At 65.2% G+C, this 18703-nt stretch carries 17 protein-coding genes; all 17 read left to right on the forward strand.

Annotated elements, in window-relative coordinates; translation table 11 throughout:
* Positions 1-3 precede the first annotated feature (3 nt).
* The 17 genes from AC1MCD_RS07915 (at position 4) to AC1MCD_RS07995 (ending at position 18697) form a co-directional block, all read left to right on the forward strand.
* Positions 4-1806: a peptidoglycan D,D-transpeptidase FtsI family protein gene (locus AC1MCD_RS07915; protein ID WP_498677419.1), complete on the forward strand. Its 1803-nt coding sequence runs from the start codon at positions 4-6 to the stop codon at positions 1804-1806.
* A gap of 80 nt (positions 1807-1886) precedes the next feature.
* On the forward strand, positions 1887-3527 hold the full coding sequence (locus tag AC1MCD_RS07920; protein WP_498677421.1) for a UDP-N-acetylmuramoyl-L-alanyl-D-glutamate--2,6-diaminopimelate ligase: 1641 nt from the start codon (positions 1887-1889) through the stop codon (positions 3525-3527).
* A 6-nt stretch (positions 3528-3533) separates the two neighbouring features.
* Positions 3534-5000, forward strand: coding sequence for a UDP-N-acetylmuramoyl-tripeptide--D-alanyl-D-alanine ligase (locus AC1MCD_RS07925; RefSeq protein WP_498677423.1), 1467 nt, complete (start codon positions 3534-3536; stop codon positions 4998-5000).
* Positions 4997-6106: a phospho-N-acetylmuramoyl-pentapeptide-transferase gene (mraY, locus tag AC1MCD_RS07930; protein ID WP_498677424.1), complete on the forward strand. Its 1110-nt coding sequence runs from the start codon at positions 4997-4999 to the stop codon at positions 6104-6106. The genes AC1MCD_RS07925 and mraY overlap by 4 nt, the downstream gene beginning before the upstream one ends.
* On the forward strand, positions 6088-7665 hold the full coding sequence (gene murD, locus AC1MCD_RS07935; protein WP_498677425.1) for a UDP-N-acetylmuramoyl-L-alanine--D-glutamate ligase: 1578 nt from the start codon (positions 6088-6090) through the stop codon (positions 7663-7665). Before mraY ends, murD begins: the two co-directional genes overlap by 19 nt.
* A 2-nt stretch (positions 7666-7667) precedes the next feature.
* Complete coding sequence (ftsW, locus tag AC1MCD_RS07940; protein ID WP_498677427.1) at positions 7668-8954, forward strand: putative lipid II flippase FtsW; 1287 nt, start codon at positions 7668-7670, stop codon at positions 8952-8954.
* 6 nt (positions 8955-8960) lie between these two features.
* Positions 8961-10061 carry an undecaprenyldiphospho-muramoylpentapeptide beta-N-acetylglucosaminyltransferase gene (gene murG, locus AC1MCD_RS07945; protein WP_498677428.1) on the forward strand — a complete coding sequence of 367 codons (1101 nt, stop codon included), beginning with the start codon at positions 8961-8963 and terminating at the stop codon, positions 10059-10061.
* On the forward strand, positions 10058-11434 hold the full coding sequence (gene murC / locus AC1MCD_RS07950; protein WP_498677430.1) for a UDP-N-acetylmuramate--L-alanine ligase: 1377 nt from the start codon (positions 10058-10060) through the stop codon (positions 11432-11434). The genes murG and murC overlap by 4 nt, the downstream gene beginning before the upstream one ends.
* Entirely contained in the window at positions 11427-12341 is a 915-nt protein-coding gene (locus tag AC1MCD_RS07955; RefSeq protein ID WP_498677432.1) for a cell division protein FtsQ/DivIB, read from the forward strand. The genes murC and AC1MCD_RS07955 overlap by 8 nt, the downstream gene beginning before the upstream one ends.
* A 201-nt stretch (positions 12342-12542) precedes the next feature.
* Positions 12543-13778 (forward strand): cell division protein FtsZ, encoded by a 1236-nt coding sequence (gene ftsZ, locus AC1MCD_RS07960; protein ID WP_498677434.1) that lies wholly within the window; start codon positions 12543-12545, stop codon positions 13776-13778.
* A gap of 8 nt (positions 13779-13786) precedes the next feature.
* On the forward strand, positions 13787-14479 hold the full coding sequence (locus AC1MCD_RS07965) for a purine nucleoside phosphorylase YfiH/LACC1 family protein (protein WP_498677436.1): 693 nt from the start codon (positions 13787-13789) through the stop codon (positions 14477-14479).
* Entirely contained in the window at positions 14472-15212 is a 741-nt protein-coding gene (locus AC1MCD_RS07970; protein WP_498677437.1) for a YggS family pyridoxal phosphate-dependent enzyme, read from the forward strand. Before AC1MCD_RS07965 ends, AC1MCD_RS07970 begins: the two co-directional genes overlap by 8 nt.
* 89 nt (positions 15213-15301) lie before the next feature.
* Positions 15302-15832 (forward strand): cell division protein SepF, encoded by a 531-nt coding sequence (locus AC1MCD_RS07975; protein WP_190988925.1) that lies wholly within the window; start codon positions 15302-15304, stop codon positions 15830-15832.
* Positions 15833-15952: 120 nt separating this feature from the next.
* On the forward strand, positions 15953-16240 hold the full coding sequence (locus AC1MCD_RS07980; RefSeq protein WP_190988924.1) for a YggT family protein: 288 nt from the start codon (positions 15953-15955) through the stop codon (positions 16238-16240).
* A gap of 178 nt (positions 16241-16418) precedes the next feature.
* Positions 16419-17114, forward strand: coding sequence for a DivIVA domain-containing protein (locus AC1MCD_RS07985; protein WP_498677440.1), 696 nt, complete (start codon positions 16419-16421; stop codon positions 17112-17114).
* A 91-nt stretch (positions 17115-17205) separates the two neighbouring features.
* On the forward strand, positions 17206-17778 hold the full coding sequence (lspA, locus tag AC1MCD_RS07990; RefSeq protein ID WP_498677442.1) for a signal peptidase II: 573 nt from the start codon (positions 17206-17208) through the stop codon (positions 17776-17778).
* Positions 17771-18697 carry an RluA family pseudouridine synthase gene (locus AC1MCD_RS07995; RefSeq protein ID WP_498677444.1) on the forward strand — a complete coding sequence of 309 codons (927 nt, stop codon included), beginning with the start codon at positions 17771-17773 and terminating at the stop codon, positions 18695-18697. Before lspA ends, AC1MCD_RS07995 begins: the two co-directional genes overlap by 8 nt.
* Positions 18698-18703: the final 6 nt, after the last annotated feature.

Consider the following 18703-nt stretch of genomic DNA (forward strand, 5'->3'; position numbering starts at 1 on the left):
ACGGTGGCGCAGAGGACCGGTAAGGCAAGCGGCGTCAAAGTGCCAAACGCTACAAAGCGATTGCGCCTCGGCCTGGGAATCATGCTGACACTGCTGCTGGTTGTGGGTGGCAAGCTTTTTATGGTCCAAGGCCTGGACGTCGGCGGGATGGCTGCGGCTGCCCTTGACTACCGCATGCGCGAAACTACCCTTCCTGCCGAGCGCGGCAGCATCCTGGACTCCAACGGCACAGTCCTGGCCAACAGTGTGATCCGGTACAACGTGGTGGTGGACCAGACTGTCAATACAAAGACCGAGACCTTTAAACGTTTCGAAAAAGTTGACGGCAAAGACAAGCTGGTGGACGTCAGCCGGGAGCAGGGTCTGAAAGAACTCGCCTCGGTCTTAGGCATGAGCCAGGATGCCACCCGCGAAGCTGTCACCGGCGAACAGCGGTATTACATCGTGGCGAAGGACCTCAAGCCGGACGTTGAGCTGAGGGTCTCGAAACTGAGCATCCCTGGAGTGGACACCGTGGGCGTCAGTAAGCGCGTCTACCCGAACGGATCCGTTGCGGGCGGGATCATCGGCTTCCTCCAGGACGGCAATACCGGCCAGGCCGGAATTGAGCAGACCCAGGACGGGCTGCTGCGCGGAGAAGACGGTAAGCGGCTCTTCGAAATCGGGGCCGACGGCCTCAGGATCCCCGTCGGTGTGGACGAACTCACACCCCCGCAGGACGGCAAGGACGTCAAGCTCACCCTCAACTCGGATCTTCAGTACTTCGCCCAGCAGGCCATCCAAAGCCAGAGCGACAAACTGGGTGCGGAGTGGGGCAGCATCGTGGTGATGGATACCAAGACGGGCAACATTGTGGCCATGGCGGACACCAACTCCCCTGACCCGAACGAGCCCGGCAGGGTGGCGGCCAAGGACAGGGGCGTCCGTTCGGTGACCGCCGCGTATGAACCGGGTTCCGTGGAGAAAATGATCACGGCCTCGGCGCTCATCGAGGAAGGAAAATCCAGCCCCTTGGACACCTTCACACTCCCGCCGTCGTACACGATCGACGGCCAGACCTTCACGGACGCCTTCACCCACGGCACCGAAGAACGCACGCTTGCCGGCATCCTGGGCTGGTCCATGAACACGGGAACCGTAGCGGCCGGCTCCCGGCTCAGCAAGGAGCAACGCCATGACTGGCTGCGGAAGTTCGGCATCGGCGAGGCGCCGGACATCGGACTGCCTGCCACGGCGTCCGGCATCCTTGCGCCAGCAGACCAGTGGGACAGCCGCCAGCAGTACACGGTGCTGTTCGGCCAGGGCGTTTCACAGTCCACCCTGCAGACAGTCCGCGCCTTCCAGACCATCGCCAATAACGGTGTGATGCTCCAGCCCCGCCTGATCGACTCCTACGTTTCAGCAGACGGCACCGAGGAAAAGGTGGCCCCGCAGCCGTCGCGGCAGGTGGTGTCGGACGGCACCGCGCAGCAAGTCCAGGACATTCTGGAGAGCGCAGTGACCGAGGGCCAGATCAAGGACGCCGCGATTGACGGCTACCGGGTGGGAGCCAAGACCGGAACGTCCGAGTCCCCGTGCGACGACGGCAAGTCCGGCTTCTGCGGCTACACGGCCTCCATGGTGGGGATGGCGCCGATGGACGATCCGCGGTTTATTGTGGAGGTGGTCCTGCAGCGTCCCAAGGGCAGCATCTACGGCATCACCAATGGCCCGGTCTTCCGGTCGGTCATGAGCCAGGCACTGCGCACCTACAACGTGCAGCCTTCCACGGGCGAACCGGCCCGGCTGCCGCAGTACGCCAAGTAACGTCAGGCAGCAGTACCTACACCGCCCGCGGCGGGGCTTCTTCGCGCGGGCATGATCCACTAGCACCATCGGAGATTCCCTTGTCAGAGCAGAACTCACCCGGCAGTCATACCGCGCCTGCGGAGGAACCCGCCGCTGCCCGGTTCAGGCCGACAGCCGTTGCCGCGGTCCGCCTGGCCAGCATCGGGGAAGCCGTTGGCGTGCAGGTCCCAGGCGTCTCGGCCGCCGTGGGAGTCACGGGGATCTCACTTAACTCGCGCACGGTGGAACGCGGCGACCTCTACGTCGCGCTCCCGGGCGCGTCCCGCCACGGAGCTGACTTTGTCACCCAGGCAGTGGAGCGGGGAGCTGTGGCAGTCCTTACGGACGACGCCGGGGCGCGCCTGCTTGCGTTGTCGGCGGAGACTGCGGTCCCCATACTCGTGGTGGAGGGTCCGCGCAATGTGGTGGGTCCGCTGTCCACCATGATCTACCAGAGCCAGCCGGCCGCGGGCCACCCACCGCACCTGTTCGGGGTAACCGGCACAAATGGCAAGACCACCACTACGTACTTCATCAATGCCCTCCTCCGCGCCGTGGGACGACGGACCGGCCTGATCGGAACCATCGAAATCCTCGCCGGTGGAGACCCCATTCCCAGCCTCCTGACCACGCCCGAGTCAACGGATGTGCACGGCCTGCTGGCACTCATGCGGGAGAGGGGCCTGGACGCAGCCTCCATGGAAGTGTCCTCCCACGCCATCTCCTTCCAACGCGTGGACGGAGTAGTTTTCGATGTCGCCGGATTCACTAACCTGACCCAGGACCACCTGGACCTCCACGGCACCATGGACGAGTACTTTGCCACCAAGGCCGAGCTGTTCACGCCCCGCCGCGCCCGAGCGGCCGTCGTGACGGTCGACGACGAATGGGGCCGCAAGCTTGCAGCGGCGACCGGGATCCCGGTCACGACAGTCGCGACCACGCGGGCGGGCGGTTCGGCGGACTGGACGGTCACCGCGACAGCGGCGCGCGGGCTGGGTACCGAGTTCACCCTCAGCGGGCCGGACAACGCCCGCCTGCAGGTCCACACCGGCCTGCCCGGCGCATTCAACGTCGCCAACGCGGCGCTGGCCACCGCGATGGTCCTGGCCAGCGGAGTGGATGTCGCCGCCGTCCAAGCCGCCCTGGCGCATCATGACCCGTTCACCGTGGCGGTACCAGGCCGCATGCAACTCGTCTCCGAGGAACCGGCCGCCGTTGTAGATTTTGCCCACAACACCGACGCACTCGCCCGTGCCCTTGAGGCTGTCCGGTCACCGCTTCCCGGTTCCCGGGTCATTGTCGTTTTCGGTGCAACCGGACAGCGGGACCAGGGAAAGCGACCGGCCATGGGGGCCATCGCGGCCCAACTTGCCGACGTGGTGATCGTCACCGATGACGACCCCCATGACGAGGACGCAGCAGCCATCCGCGCGGACGTGCTCGCGGGTGCCCGGGCCGCCCAGGAACAGGGAGCACTTGAGTGCGTCATCGAGGAAATCCATCCCCGTGACGCCGCCATCAAACGTGCCGTTGAGCTGGTCCGACCCCAGGACACCATCCTGGTGGCCGGCCGCGGACACGAGGTCTGGCAAGAGGTCAAAGGCGTCAACCTTGCCCTCGATGACCGGGTGGAACTCCGGAACGCCTTGACAGCAGGGGGATTCACCGTTCTCCAGGACGACCGGATAGAGTCCTAGACCGAGATGATTGCACTTACTGCGGCGGAAATCGCCGAAATCACAAACGGCCGCCTGGACGCCGATCCGGGGATCACCCCGCATTCGGTGGTAACGGATTCGCGCGACGCTACTCCCGGGGCGCTCTACGTCGCGAAACCCGGCGAACACGCGGACGGGCACGACTTCGTCGCAGCCGCCTTCAGTCAGGGTGCCGTGCTGGTTCTCGCGGAGCGCCCTGTCACAGGACCCGACGGCGTGAACTATCCCGCAGTCCTGGTCCAAGACGCCGTGTTGGCCATGGGCGCGCTGGCCGCCGAAGCCGTCCGCCGCATCCGTGCGGCCCGGGCTTCGGCCGGCGAATCCCTCACCGTCATCGGCATCACGGGCTCAGCAGGGAAGACCACCACGAAGGACCTCCTCGCCGGGATCCTCACAACCCAGGGCAACACGGTGGCGCCTCAAGGCTCCTACAACGGCGAGGTAGGCGTGCCCCTCACCGTTTTCCGGGCCGACACCGGGACCCGGTACCTGGTCATCGAAATGGGTGCCACCGGCATCGGACACATCCGCTACCTGGCTGACATGGTCAAGCCCGACATCGGCGTAGTCCTGGGCGTCGGCACAGCCCACGCGGGGGAGTTCGGCGGCGTCGAAAACATCGTGCTTGCCAAGGGCGAGCTCGTGGAGGCACTGGCGCCCACCGGCACCGCCATCCTGAACCTTGACGACGACCGGGTCGCGGGCATGCGGCCCCGCACGGTCGCCGCTGTGCTGGGCTTCTCCGCCGAGGACCGCCCTGAAGCGGCCGTCCGGGCTGTCGAACCGGACACGAACGCCTTCGGAAACCCGGAATTTGACCTTGTCCTGCCCGGCAGTGAAGCCGGCCTGCACGTGAGCAGCGGCCTGATTGGTGCCCACCACACGGGAAACCTCCTGGCTGCAGCAGCGGCAGCGCATGCAGCAGGCGTGACGGGAACGGACATCGCAGCTTCCCTCAACACCCAGTCAGCGGCCAGCCGCTGGCGGATGGAACGCACTGAACGCGCGGACGGCGTCACGGTCATCAATGACGCCTACAACGCGAACCCCGAGTCCATGCGTGCCGCCCTGCGCACCCTGGCCGACCTCGGCCGCGGACGCCGAACCTGGGCCGTGCTGGGAGCCATGCTTGAGCTGGGGCCGGATTCCATCCGCGAACACACGGCTGTGGGCACCCAAGTGGTGCGCCTGAACATTTCGCGGCTGGTAGTTGTCGGCCGTGAGGCACGGGCCCTGTACGTTTCCGCCGTCCAGGAAGGCTCCTGGGGCGACGAATGCGTGTTCGCGGAAACGGTCGAGGACGCCTATTCGCTCCTCGACGCCGAGCTCGAACCGGGTGACCTGGTGCTCTTCAAGTCCTCCAACAGTGTGGGGCTTCGGCACTTAGGCGATCGGATAGCATTACCCCCACAAACCACGGAACCTGCCGAAGAAAGGAGCGAGCTGCTGTGATTGCTCTATTGATCGGCGCGGGACTTGCCCTGCTGTTCGCCCTGGTGGGAACCCCCCTGTTTATCCGCCTGCTCGTCCGCAAGAGCTACGGACAATTCATCCGCGATGACGGACCCACATCGCACCACACCAAACGCGGCACGCCCACCATGGGCGGAACCGTGGTGGTGGGAGCGGTCCTCCTCAGCTACGGACTGACCCACCTGATCATGTGGTTGATGAACCCGGCGTCCGCCGGCCCGTCAGCTTCGGCCCTGATCCTGCTGTTCCTCATGGTCGGCATGGGCCTGGTGGGCTTCCTCGACGACTTCATCAAAATCTCGCGCCAGCGGAGCCTGGGCCTGGATGCGAAGGCCAAGCTCATCCTCCAGGCAGCGGTAGGCATTGCCTTTGCCATCCTCGCCCTGAACTTTCCCGACCCCGACGGCCTCACGCCGGCGTCGACAAAAATCTCCCTGGTCCGCGATATTCCCTGGCTGGACTTGGCCTTCGGCGGCACCGTTGTTGGCGCCATCCTGTTTGTCCTCTGGTCCAACCTGATTGTGACGGCAGCAACCAACGGCGTGAACCTGACGGACGGCCTGGACGGGCTGGCCGCCGGCGCTTCCGTGATGGTCTTCGGCGCCTACACCCTGATGGGAATCTGGCAGAACAACCAGGCCTGTGGATCGCCGCGTGAAGCCGGTAGCGGTTGCTACACCGTGCGCGACCCCCTGGACCTGGCACTCCTGGCAGCGATCCTCAGCGCCGCCCTGGTGGGCTTCCTGTGGTGGAACACCTCGCCCGCCAAGATCTTCATGGGCGACACCGGGTCCCTCGCGATCGGCGGCGCCATTGCCGGCTTCGCCATCCTGTCCCGCACCGAACTGCTCCTGGGCATCGTTGGCGGCCTGTTCGTCCTGATTACCCTTTCGGTGATTATCCAGGTGGGCTACTTCAAATTGACCGGCGGCAAACGTGTCTTCAAAATGGCACCGCTGCAGCACCACTTCGAGCTTAAAGGCTGGGCCGAAGTCACGGTGGTTGTCCGTTTCTGGATCCTGGGCGGGCTCTTTGTAGCCGTGGGCCTGGGTGTCTTCTACGCTGAATGGGTTGTGCTCCTGTGACTGTTTCTCCCCGCCTTCAGAACCTTGTCAGCTGGGACTCCGACTGGGCGGGACTGCGCGTTGTGGTTACCGGAATCGGGGTTTCGGGGTTCGCCGCCGCAGACACCCTCATCGAACTCGGGGCCCGCGTGGTGGTGGTGGACGCCGCCACCACGGACACAGCCAAGGCCCAGGCCGACACCTTGAAGATCGTCGGCGCTGTGGACGTGTTCCTCGGCGAGGAAGCTGTCAGCAGGGTCCCGAAGGTGGACGGTAGTTTCCCCGACCTCATCGTCACCTCGCCGGGCTGGCGTCCCGACCAGGCGCTGCTGGCCGCCGCTGCGCGCGCACACACTCCGGTGTGGGGCGACGTCGAACTCGCTTGGCGCCTGCGCGTCCGGGAGGGCCACAAAACCGCTGACTGGCTGACCATCACGGGCACCAACGGAAAGACCACCACGGTGGGCCTGACGGCGTCGATGCTTCAGGCCGCCGGCCTGAAGGCCATTGCCGTCGGCAACGTGGGCACACCCATCCTGGATGCCCTCCGCGACCCCGTTGAGTACGACGTATTCGCGGTTGAACTGTCCAGCTTCCAGCTGCATTGGGCTGAGTCACTGTCGCCGGTCGCCAGTGTGTGCCTGAACGTGGCGGAAGACCACGTTGACTGGCACGGTTCCTACAACTCCTACCTGGCTGATAAGGCCAAGGTCTACGCGCGGACCCAAAAAGCCTGCATCTTCAACGCCGAGCAGATCGAAACAGAACGCATGGTGGAGGACACCGATGTGGTTGAGGGCTGCCGGGCCGTTGGCTTCACCACCCTCACGCCGGCCATCAGCATGCTGGGCGTGGTGGAAGGCCTCCTCGTGGACCGCGCCTTCATTGAGCAGCGCAAGGACAGCGCTGCCGAGTTGGCCTCGATGAAAGACCTGGGGCAGTTTGCCCCCCGCCACATGGTGGCCAACGCCCTCGCCGCGGCCGCCCTGGTGCGTGCCTATGGCGTGGACGCGCCGGCGGTTCGCCGGGGCATCCAGGACTATGCGCCGGGCAACCACCGGATCCAGCAAGTGGCCCGCCTGAACGGTGTTCTCTGGGTGAATGATTCGAAGGCCACCAACCCCCACGCGGCGGCGGCATCGCTGACTGCTTTCGAGAAGGTCATCTGGATCGCGGGAGGGCTCTCCAAAGGAGTCAGCTACGATGACCTGGTTCGCGATCAGGCCGCCAGGCTCAAGGGCGTGGTGCTCATCGGCGTCGACACCGCTCCGCTGGCCGACGCCCTGCGGCGACACGCGCCGGATGTCCCCGTGATCACCGCTGCGGCGGGCGACACTGAAAATATGCAGACTGCCGTAACGGGCGGAGCCATCGCGGGCGACTCTCCGGTTTCGGGGGAGGACGTGATGTCCCGGGCCGTTGCGTCAGCGGCGCAGCTGGCCGTATCAGGCGACACCGTACTGATGGCACCGGCGGCTGCTTCCATGGATCAGTTCTCTTCCTATGCTCACCGCGGCAACGCCTTCATCGACGCTGTCCGCGAGCTGGTGGAAGGGCAGGCCCAGACCGGCGAGGAGTAACAATGGTCAGTACGCCCACCCGGCCGAGTGCCCGGCCAAACCTGCCCGCCCGGATCAGGGGCTGGTACCGGGGCTTCTGGGCCGCCCTGGAAGGAAACGGGACGTCCCGGAACGGCTCCACGTACTACCTCATCCTGGGGTCCACGCTGGCGCTCACGGCCATCGGCATCATGATGGTGCTCTCGGCTTCCAGCGTTGAATCAATCGCCGCCGGGAAATCGCCCTATGGTGACGCCCTCAAACAGGGGATGTTCGCCGCGATCGGCATCTTCGTGATGTTCGTCCTCTCCCGCATCAACGTGGTCTGGCTCAAGCGACTGGCCTGGCCGGTACTGGGCACGGCCCTGGTCCTCCTGGCCCTGGTCCAGGCGGTCGGTGACGAAGTCAACGGAAACAAGAACTGGATCGATCTGGGCGGCATCACGTTCCAGCCGTCCGAGGCGTCCAAGCTTGCCCTGGCGCTCTGGATGGCCACGGTACTTGCCAGAAAAGGGAAGCTGCTTCGCCGTTGGCAACACGTGCTGATCCCCGCCGTCCCGGCGGCAGGATTAGTGATCGGCCTGGTGCTGTTGGGCAATGACCTCGGCACGGCCATGATCATCATGATGATTACGGCAGCGGCGTTGTTCTTTGCCGGCGTGCCGCTGTACCTCTTCGGATTCGCGGCGGTGGCGGCCGCGGCGGGAACGGCCTTTATGGCCATCACCAGCTCCAACCGGATGTGCCGCATCACCTCCTGGTGGACCGGGCAGTCCTGCGCCGACGGGATCGATGCAAACTACCAGGCCACCAACGGGCTTTACGGACTCGCGTCCGGGGGTTGGTTCGGCGTGGGCCTTGGCCAGAGCCGGCAGAAGTACAGCTGGATTCCGGAAGCCCACAACGACTTCATTTTCGCCATCATCGGCGAGGAACTCGGCCTGGTTGGCACCGTCGTCGTACTTGTCCTTTTTGCCATCCTCGGAGCCGCCATTTACCGCGTGGTGGTGGCGCAGGAGGACATGTTCCACCGCGTCCTTGCCGGCACCATCATGGTGTGGCTGCTGGGGCAGGCTACTGTCAACATGGCTGTGGTGACGGGCCTGATGCCCGTCATCGGGGTGCCCTTGCCGTTCATTTCCTACGGCGGCTCGGCCTTGCTGATGTCGCTCTGTGCCGTGGGAGTGGTGTTGTCGCTGGCGCGCGAACAGATGGCGCCCGCCCTTCGCCCCAAAAGAATGCTGAAGTTCGGCGCCAAGAAGAAGGCCGGGAAATCCGCCCGCACCAAAACCGCAAGAAAGCGTACCTAGCACCAGATGACTTCCCAGAACCTGTCCATAGTCCTGGCGGGCGGCGGCACCGCCGGCCACATCAGCCCGCTCCTGGCGATTGCCGCTGCCCTCCGGTCCGCCTCACCGGGGGCCAGGTTGCTTGCAGTGGGCACTCCGGCGGGCATGGAGACCCGGCTGGTGCCCGCGGCCGGCGTGGAGCTCGCCACCATTGACCGGGTGCCGTTTCCGCGGAAATTTTCCCTGGACCTGCTGAAGTTGCCGGCAAGGCTTGCCGGCGCGGTGCGGCAGTCAGGCCGCATCCTGGACGAGGCCTCGGCTGACGTTCTGGTGGGCGTGGGGGGATATGTCTGCACCCCGCTGTATCTCGCCGCCCGCCGCCGGGGGATCCCCATCGTGATCCACGAAGCCAACACCAGGCCGGGCCTGGCCAACCGCGTGGGGTCACTGCTGACCCGTCACGTGGCTACGGCCTTCGACAGCACCCGCCTGCGGCATGCCCGCCATGTCGGCATGCCGATGCGGACCGAAATCTCCGGCCTCGACCGGGATGCAGCCCGTGGAGCTGCGCGGGAAGCCCTGGGCCTGGCTCCGCACAAACCCACGCTGGTTGTGACGGGTGGGTCATCCGGCGCCCAGAGCATCAACCGTGCGGTGGCCGGTGCGGCCCGGGAACTCGGCGCCGCCGGGATCCAGACGCTGCACATCACCGGCCGCGGCAAAACGGTCCTGGGACCCGACGGCGGCCCTCTGACCGCTGAGGGTTACCGGCAGGTTGAGTACGTGGACGGCATGGAACTCGTGTACGCGGCCGCTGACGTCCTGCTGGCGCGGTCCGGTGCCGCCACAGTCTGCGAAGTGGCAGCGGTAGGAGTTCCGGCCGTCTTTGTTCCGCTGCCGATCGGGAACGGCGAGCAGGCACTCAACGCGGCTGGACTGGTGGAAACCGGTGGCGCCCTCCTCGTCCCGGACAAGGACTTCACCGCGCAGTGGATAACGAGCGAACTCATCCCACTGGCCACCGACTCCGGCCGGCTGGCCACAATGGCCGCCAAGTCCCGCAAACTTGGCATCAGAAACGCCGACCAGCGCATGGCTGGTCTTGTCCTGGAAGCGGTATCCGCATGACCCCCGCAGGCATCCGCAGCCAGGAGTCCTTGGGCCGCGTCCACTTCATCGGCATCGGCGGCGTCGGGATGTCCGCCGTGGCCCGCATCATGGTGGCCCGCGGGGTCACCGTCAGCGGCTCAGACGCGAAAGACCTGCCGGTCATGGCGGAGCTGGCTGCCGCCGGAGCCCGGATAGCCGTCGGCTACGGAGCGCCCAACCTGGGCGACGCCCAGACGGTGGTTGCGGGTTCGGCCATCCGTGCGGACAACCCCGAGCTGGTAGCTGCGCGTGCGGCCGACCTGCCCGTACTGCACCGGTCCGAGGCGCTGGCGGCCACCATGGGGGATGACATCGTGGTGACCATCGCGGGAACCCACGGAAAGTCCACCACCACCTCCATGATTGCGGTTCTGCTCCAGGGAGCCGGGCTGGACCCTTCGTTTGCCATCGGCGCCAACGTGCCTGCTTTGGGGGTCAACGCAGCCCACGGCACCTCCGGAATATTTGTGGCCGAAGCGGATGAATCCGACGGCTCGTTCCTGAACTACCGGCCCAGGATTGCCGTGGTCACCAACGTCGAACCCGACCACTTGGACTACTACGGCACTGCGGACGCTGTGTACGAGTCCTTCGACCGCTTCACCGGGCTGCTGCCGGCCGACGGTGTCCTGATCGCCTGCGCGGACGACGCCGGCGCCCTCGCACTCGCAGAACGCACACGGGCCCGCGGGAACACCAGGGTGGTCCTCTATGGAACCTCGGATAGGTCCGATCTGGTGCTGCACGACGGCGGCCCCGGGACGGTGGAGGTCTCCTCTCCCGCCGGCCGGTTCGCTTTGCAGCTGCAGGTCCCGGGCCGGCACAACGCACTTAACGCGGCGGCCGCCGTCGCCGTCGCCCTGGAGCTGGGGGTCGACGCCGGCGCTGCCGCGCAGGCGCTGTCCCACTTCTCCGGAGCGTCGCGCCGCTTCGAGCTGAAGGGCGAGGCCCGTGGCGTGCGCGTTTTTGATGACTACGCGCACCATCCCACTGAAGTCCGCGCAGCCCTGACGGCGGCCCGGTCCGTGGCGGGCGGGCACAACGTCCATGTCCTGTTCCAGCCCCACCTGTTCTCGCGCACCAGGGAGTTCGCCAGCGAGTTCGCCGCGGCTCTGAACCTGGCGGACACCGCCCTGGTCCTGGACATCTACCCTGCCCGTGAAGATCCCATCCCCGGGGTGACCAGCCAGCTCATCGCCGATCATCTGGGACCGGGGGGTCGGCTGGTGGAAGCGGCTGAGGCAGTGGCTTCCCTCGCGGGAGCGGCCGTGCCGGGCGACATCATCCTGACCGTTGGAGCGGGCGACGTGACAGGCTTCGGGCCGCAGATCGTGCAGGCACTCGGTGGGTAGCCCGCGCCGCCCCACCTACGCTTCACCGACACGGCGGCAGCCTGCGGCCAAGACGCCGGCGGCTGAACCGGACACCATCTCCGCATCCAAGAGCGCCCCCGTTCCGGACACAGCTACCACGCGGCCCAAAAAAGGAAAGAGCCCGGGCTCAGCACCGACCCGGGAGAAGGCGCCGGCCGTCAGCGACAACGTGCTGGTCTTTCCTGAGCCGCCGGCAAAGCGCCGGAAGCGGCATCTCCTGGTCGCCACGGGAGTTGTCCTGGGGCTGGTTGCCGCCCTGCTGGCTGCAGCCATCTTTTCTCCCATCCTGGCCGTGGGTACTATTACTGTGACCGGGACCAAACTGGTCACGACGGACCAGGTCCGTACCGCGCTCGAACCGCTGAAGGGCAAACCGCTTCCGCAGGTCAGCGACGACGAGGTGGGCCGCATGCTTGAGCCGCTGGTCCAGATCAAATCCGTGTCGACGCAAGCGCGGCCGCCGTCGGAACTGGTGGTGCAAGTGCTCGAACGGGTCCCGGTGGCTCTGGTCAAGCAGGGGGAGCAGTACCAGTTGGTGGACGTGGACGGCGTGGTGCTGGCCACTACGGGGGACCCCGCATCCGTTTCCCTGCCCGTCATTGACGGCGGCGCCGGCACCATTGGCAAGGACCTTTTCCAGGCCACCGCTGAAGTGCTCGGGGCGCTCCCGCCCGACGTGCTGTCGAAGCTTTCCAACGCATCCGCCCAATCGGTGGATGCCGTGGAACTGAAGCTGGTGGACGGTCAGACCATCATTTGGGGAAACGCGGGGGAGAAGGAACTGAAAGCCACGGTGCTTGCCGCCCTGCTGAAGGTCCCCGCCGATCCGAAGAACCCCGTGCGCGTGTACGATGTGAGCGCGCCCCGTCATCCGGTGACGCGTTGAACGTTTCTGCGGCACCTGCAAACTTTCCCGGTATTCCTGCGACACGCGGCCCCGGTTATTGAATGTCAGAACCATAGGAAATAGCGTTCCAGACATGAGTTACTTGACATAACTATAACCTTCAACTCGAAGGTTAATGTTGCAAGGTTCAAGCCCGACTCCACAGTTTTCGCAATAGGACACGAACAAGGGACACGTAACGTGGCAGCTCCGCAGAATTACTTGGCCGTCATCAAGGTCGTCGGCATCGGCGGCGGTGGCGTGAACGCAGTCAACCGCATGATCGAGGTCGGCCTCCGGGGTGTCGAGTTTATCGCCATCAACACAGATGCCCAGGCACTGCTGATGAGTGATGCCGACGTCAAGCTCGATGTCGGGCGTGAGCTGACCCGCGGCCTCGGCGCCGGCGCCAACCCCGAGGTGGGCAAGCAGGCGGCCGAGGACCACGCCGACGAGATCGAAGAGGTCATCCGCGGTGCAGACATGGTGTTCGTGACCGCCGGCGAAGGCGGCGGCACCGGAACCGGTGGCGCTCCCGTCGTGGCCCGAATCGCCCGTTCCCTCGGTGCACTGACCATCGGTGTGGTCACCCGTCCGTTCACGTTCGAGGGCCGCCGCCGTGCAGGCTCGGCCGAGGCGGGCATTGATGCCCTGCGCGACGAGGTGGACACCCTGATCGTGATCCCGAACGATCGGCTCCTTTCCATCAGCGATCGCAACGTCTCCGTCCTGGACGCTTTCCGATCCGCTGACCAGGTCCTGCTGTCCGGTGTCCAGGGCATCACGGACCTCATCACCACCCCCGGCCTGATCAACCTGGACTTCGCCGACGTCAAGTCCGTCATGCAGGGTGCAGGCTCGGCCCTCATGGGCATCGGCTCCGCACGCGGTGAAGACCGTGCCGTGAAGGCCGCGGAACTGGCCATCGCGTCACCCCTGCTCGAAGCCTCCATCGACGGCGCCCACGGTGTCCTGCTGTCCATCCAGGGCGGATCGGACCTCGGCCTGTTCGAGATCAACGAAGCAGCCCGACTCGTCCAGGAAGTGGCCCACCCCGAAGCCAACATCATCTTCGGTGCCGTGATTGACGACGCCCTCGGCGACGAGGCCCGCGTGACGGTCATCGCGGCCGGCTTCGACGACGTGAAGGCCACCTCGCCCTCCATGGACCAGTCACAGCCCCAGGTGGCGCCGCAGCGGCCCGCCGCAGCGCCCGCACCGACGCAGGCCCCCACGTCCGGCGGCGGCAGCCACCAGCTGAACACACAGCCCGTCCACGCCGGAGTGGGTGCGTCCGGGCTCAGCAACTGGGGCCAGCAGCGCCCGTCGGCCGTCCCCGCCGATTCAGGCTTCGACGTCGACCTTCCGTCAGTAGTGGAGCCGGATCTCTCGGGGAACCGCGCCGATGACCTGGATGTCCCCGACTTCCTGAAGTAGGGCACGGCTTGTTCCTTTGGCGGGCTGAAGTCTCACCCGGCGTGAGTGTGGCATTTACGGACACGGGCGCCGGCAACCTGGCCCTGCATGTAGGGGACGACGCTGCAGAGGTCCGGCGGCGCCGCGGAGCGCTGGAGGACGCCGCGGACCTGGCCCCGGGATCCCTGCGGTTCATGGATCAGGTCCACGGCTCCACGGTGGAAATGATGGAGCTCGGCACCCCTTCGCCGACGGCAGACGCCATGGTGTCCCGGGGGCTGCCGCTCGCGGTCATGGTGGCTGACTGCATCCCGGCCGTGCTCGTGGGGCACAGCCCGGACGGCGGCCCGGTGCTGGCCGCTGTACACGCCGGCCGGCCGGGAGTAGCCAACGGCATTCTGCCGGCAGCAGTGGAACGCATGCGGGCAGCCGGCGCCACCGGCATCCGGGCCTGGCTCGGGCCCTCAATCTGTGGTGGCTGCTACGAAGTCCCCGCTGACCTGCGTGACCAGGTGGCTGGGCTGGTGCCGTCAGCCTGGGCCGAATCGTCATGGGGGACCCCCGCGCTGGATCTGCCGTCGGGAGCGCGCAGCCAACTGGAGGCTGCCGGCGTCGTCATTGAGTATGCCGGGCCGTGCACGCTGGAAAGCGACCAGCTGTTCTCCTATCGGCGGTCCACCACCACCGGACGCTTCGCCGGTCTCGTGTGGTCCCATGAATGACGGACTGATTGCGGAAGACACCGCACGGATGACGGAGCTGGCGGAACGGCTGGCCGCGGTTCAGCGGCGGATAAAATCCGCCACCGCGGAAGCAGGCCGCGGCGATGAGTTGCCCACTTTGATCGTGGTCACCAAATTCCATCCCGCCGCGGACATCAGGCGCCTGGCTGCTCTAGGGATACGTGATGTAGGCGAAAACCGTGACCAGGAAGCCGCAGGCAAGGCCGCCGAACTGGCCGACCTCGAGCTCAACTGGCATTTCGTCGGACAGCTGCAGAGCAAGAAAGCCAAGTCCGTGGCCAAGTATGCCCATGCCGTCCACTCGATCGACCGTCCGGGCTTGGTTGATGGCCTGGAGCGCGCTATCGCCGCGGAGCAGGACCGGACCGGCCGCGGCGCTCTGAAGTGTTTCATTCAGGTCAGTCTCGATGACGACGCCGGAGCACACCGCGGGGGCGCGGCGCCGGCTGAGGTCCCGCTCCTGGCTGACAGGCTGGCCGCGGCCGACGGGCTGGAGTTGACAGGCGTAATGGCCGTCGCCCCCCTCGGGATCAGTCCGGAGGTGGCCTTCGAAAAACTCGCCGCCATTTCAGCGTCCCTGGTGGCCGTGCATCCATCTGCAACAGCCATCTCCGCGGGTATGAGCCAGGACCTGGAAGCGGCAATCCGGTTCGGGGCGACACACCTGCGAATCGGTTCCGATATTCTCGGATCGCGTCCCGCCGTGGGGTAGCGTCGAGCACATAGGAAGTGAGTGGCGGGGGATTCCAGTGCTGTCAAGTTATTGGGCGGCCCGCCTACGGACACGATTAGGAGTCGACCATGGCCGGCGCTCTGCGCAAGACAATGATCTATCTTGGGCTCGCCGATGGCGATGAACACTACGAGTCCGAGCACACCACAACACGTAAGGACGAGGACGATTCAATGGAAGCTGACCGCGAGGAACGCCGGGCCCCTGCACCGGTCCGCGAAGTCAGCCGTGAATCGGTCCACGCCCCTGAAGAGGAATACCGCGCACCAGTGACCCCCATCAAGCGTGCGGCCTCGAGCCGCGAAGAAACGTCCGGACTTCGGCAGATCACCACGATCCACCCACGGTCCTACAATGACGCCAAGCTCATCGGTGAGAGTTTCCGGGACGGCATTCCCGTCATCATGAACGTCACCGACATGGGCGAGGCAGACGCCAAACGGCTCGTTGACTTCTCGGCCGGACTCGTGTTCGGGCTCCGTGGCAGCATCGAGAGGGTGACGAACAAGGTCTTCCTGCTCTCGCCGTCGTACATCGAGGTCATCGGCGATGACAAGAAGGTCAGCGAGACCCAGGCCAGCTTTTTCAACCAAAGCTAGCCACAAGGCTTAGAGCAGATGCCAGGCAGGGACACCTGTCTGGCATCTGTGCTGAAATAGACAAGAAACGTTGGCAGGGCACTGCGGTATCCGGAATGGACATGGAGATATGAGTTAGTCATGGGAATTGTTTTCGGACTTCTCTATATTGCCCTGCTGCTGTTCTTCGTAGCCCTGATCATCCGCCTGGTCTTTGACTGGGTGCAGATGTTTGCCAGGGAATGGCGCCCCCGCGGTGTGGCCCTCGTGGCCGCGCACACGGTGTACTCGGTGACCGACCCTCCGCTCAAGGGACTCCGGCGGGTCATCCCCCCGCTGAGGCTCGGCGGGGTGACCTTGGACCTCGGATTCCTGGTTCTCTTCATTGCGGTAAGTATCGCAATGGCGGTGACCAGGGGTTTCGCGTAATCTTCGACAAGACCTAGCAGTTCAGGGGCGGTTCCTGGAATGGAACCCATCCCTGTGAAGCGAAAGAAATCTCCGGTTTGACACCCAGTGTTGAATTAGAGGAACGAGACAGATTTTAGGTACCGTAGTTTTGACGGCCGGAAGGCCTACTGACTAACTAGACCAATGAGGTGACCAGATGGCTTTGACGCCAGAAGACGTTGTCAACAAGCGCTTTCAGCCGACCAAGTTCCGCGAAGGCTATGACCAGGACGAAGTTGACGACTTCCTGGACGAAATCGTTGTGGAACTCAGGCGCCTGAACCAGGAGAACGACGAACTCCGGAAGAAGCTTGCCGAATCCGGTTCTGCCGTGCCGGCCAGCTCCGCTGCAGCCGCTCCCGTGGTTGAGAAGGTCCCTGCGCCCGTCAAGCTCGACAAGGTCGAGTCCCCGGCGAAGGCCGAAGCCGAGACGAAGGTTGCCGAGGCTCCGAAGAAGAAGGAAGCGGAGCCAGCCGCTGCCGTAGCAGCCGTCCCGGCCGCCGCTCCTGCACCCGCCGCGGGAAGCAGCGTTTCCGCCGAGTCCGCAGCCGGTCTGCTCGCCATGGCGCAGCAGATGCACGACCGCCACGTGGCCGATGGCCAGTCCCAGAAGGACAAGATCATCGCCGAGGCCCAGATCGAAGCCAGTAGCCTGGTAAACGATGCCCAGGAGAAGTCCCGCAAGATCCTCGGCGCTCTGGAGCAGCAGCGCTCCGTCCTGGAGCGCAAGGTTGAACAGCTCCGCGGCTTCGAACGCGATTACCGCTCACGCCTGAAGGCCTACATCGAAGGCCAGCTGCGCGACCTTGACGCCCGCGGTTCCGTTGCGGCGCCTGAGGTTGAAGCGAACTAGTCAGTCAAGCACGTATTCTGAAAGCCGGTGGCTGAGGATTCCTCGGCCGCCGGCTTTTGTGATTAACATCGGTTTTACAAATGAAAGCACCATGACTGACGATTTCGCCGCCGACGCTGCCCACCCCGCACCCTCATCACCCCGTCCCGGGAAAAGGCTCCTGCTCTCGCTTTTCGCGGGCTTCGCGGTCTTTGCGTATGCCTTTGACCAGCTGACAAAAATCTGGGTGACCACCACCATGGTGGAAGGGGAGCGTATCCCCGTGCTGCCGCCGCTACTTCACTGGTACTTCATCCGGAATTCAGGCGCTGCCTTTTCGATCGGCGAGAACGTCACGTGGGTGTTCTCCATCATCATGGCCGGGGTTTCCATTGCCATCCTGTTCCAGGTGCGTAAGCTCGGCTCGGCCTGGTGGGCGCTGGCCTTGGGCCTTCTCCTCGGTGGTGCGCTGGGCAACCTGACCGACCGGCTGTTCCGGGAGCCTTCCTTTGCCATGGGGCACGTGGTGGATTTCATCCAGCTGCCCAACTTCGCGATTTTCAACATCGCTGATTCCGCGGTGGTCTCTGCGGTGTCCATCATTTGTATCCTGACGCTGCGGGGAATATCGCTGGATGGCTCCCGGCATGTCGCGGCGCCTAAGGAAAAATCCGATAATGCCTGAGCGTGTGGTGGTGGCCGACGAATTCGGCGGAACCCGGGCGGATGCCGGGCTCGCGGGGTTGATGGGGATTTCCCGCTCGATGGCGGCGACCCTCATTGCCGAAGGCAATGTGCTCAGCCGCGGTAAAACACTCGGAAAGTCCGCGCGCCTGGTGGCCGGGGACGTCCTGGAAGTAACGGTGCCTGAACGACGGGACCCGCTCGAAGTGGTGGAGGAAGTTGTGGAAGGCCTGAAAATCCTGCTCGACGACGACGATTTTGTTGTGGTGGACAAGCCGGTGGGGGTTGCCGCGCATCCTTCGCCCGGGTGGGTGGGACCCACCGTGGTGGGCGGCCTCGCCGGAGCCGGTTACCGGATCTCCACCTCCGGTGCCCCCGAGCGGGTGGGCATCGTCCACAGGCTCGACGTCGGCACGTCCGGGGTGATGGTTGTTGCCAAGACCGAGCGCGCGTATACCGCCCTGAAGCGTGCCTTCAAGGAACGCACCGTGGACAAGGTCTACCACGCAGTGGTCCAGGGGCTCCCGGATCCGTTGGAGGGCACCATTGACGCTCCGATCGGTCGCCATCCCGGACACGACTGGCGCTTTGCGGTGATCGAGGACGGCCGACCGTCCATTACGCACTACGAGGTGCTCGAAGCGTTTGGCAAGGCAACCCTGGTGGAAGTGCACTTGGAAACAGGCCGCACGCACCAGATCCGGGTGCACTTTTCGGCCCTGCGCCACCCGTGCGCCGGTGACCTGACCTACGGCGCGGATCCCAGGCTCGCCGCGACACTGGGCCTGACACGGCAATGGCTCCATGCACGCCAGCTCGGTTTTGACCACCCCGTCACTGGTGAGCGTGTGACAGTCACCAGCGAATACCCGCAGGACCTGGCCTACGCCCTGGAAATTCTGGAGTCGGGCGAGGCCTAGGCGTTG

The sequence above is a fragment of the Arthrobacter sp. BF1 genome (assembly GCF_056680215.1).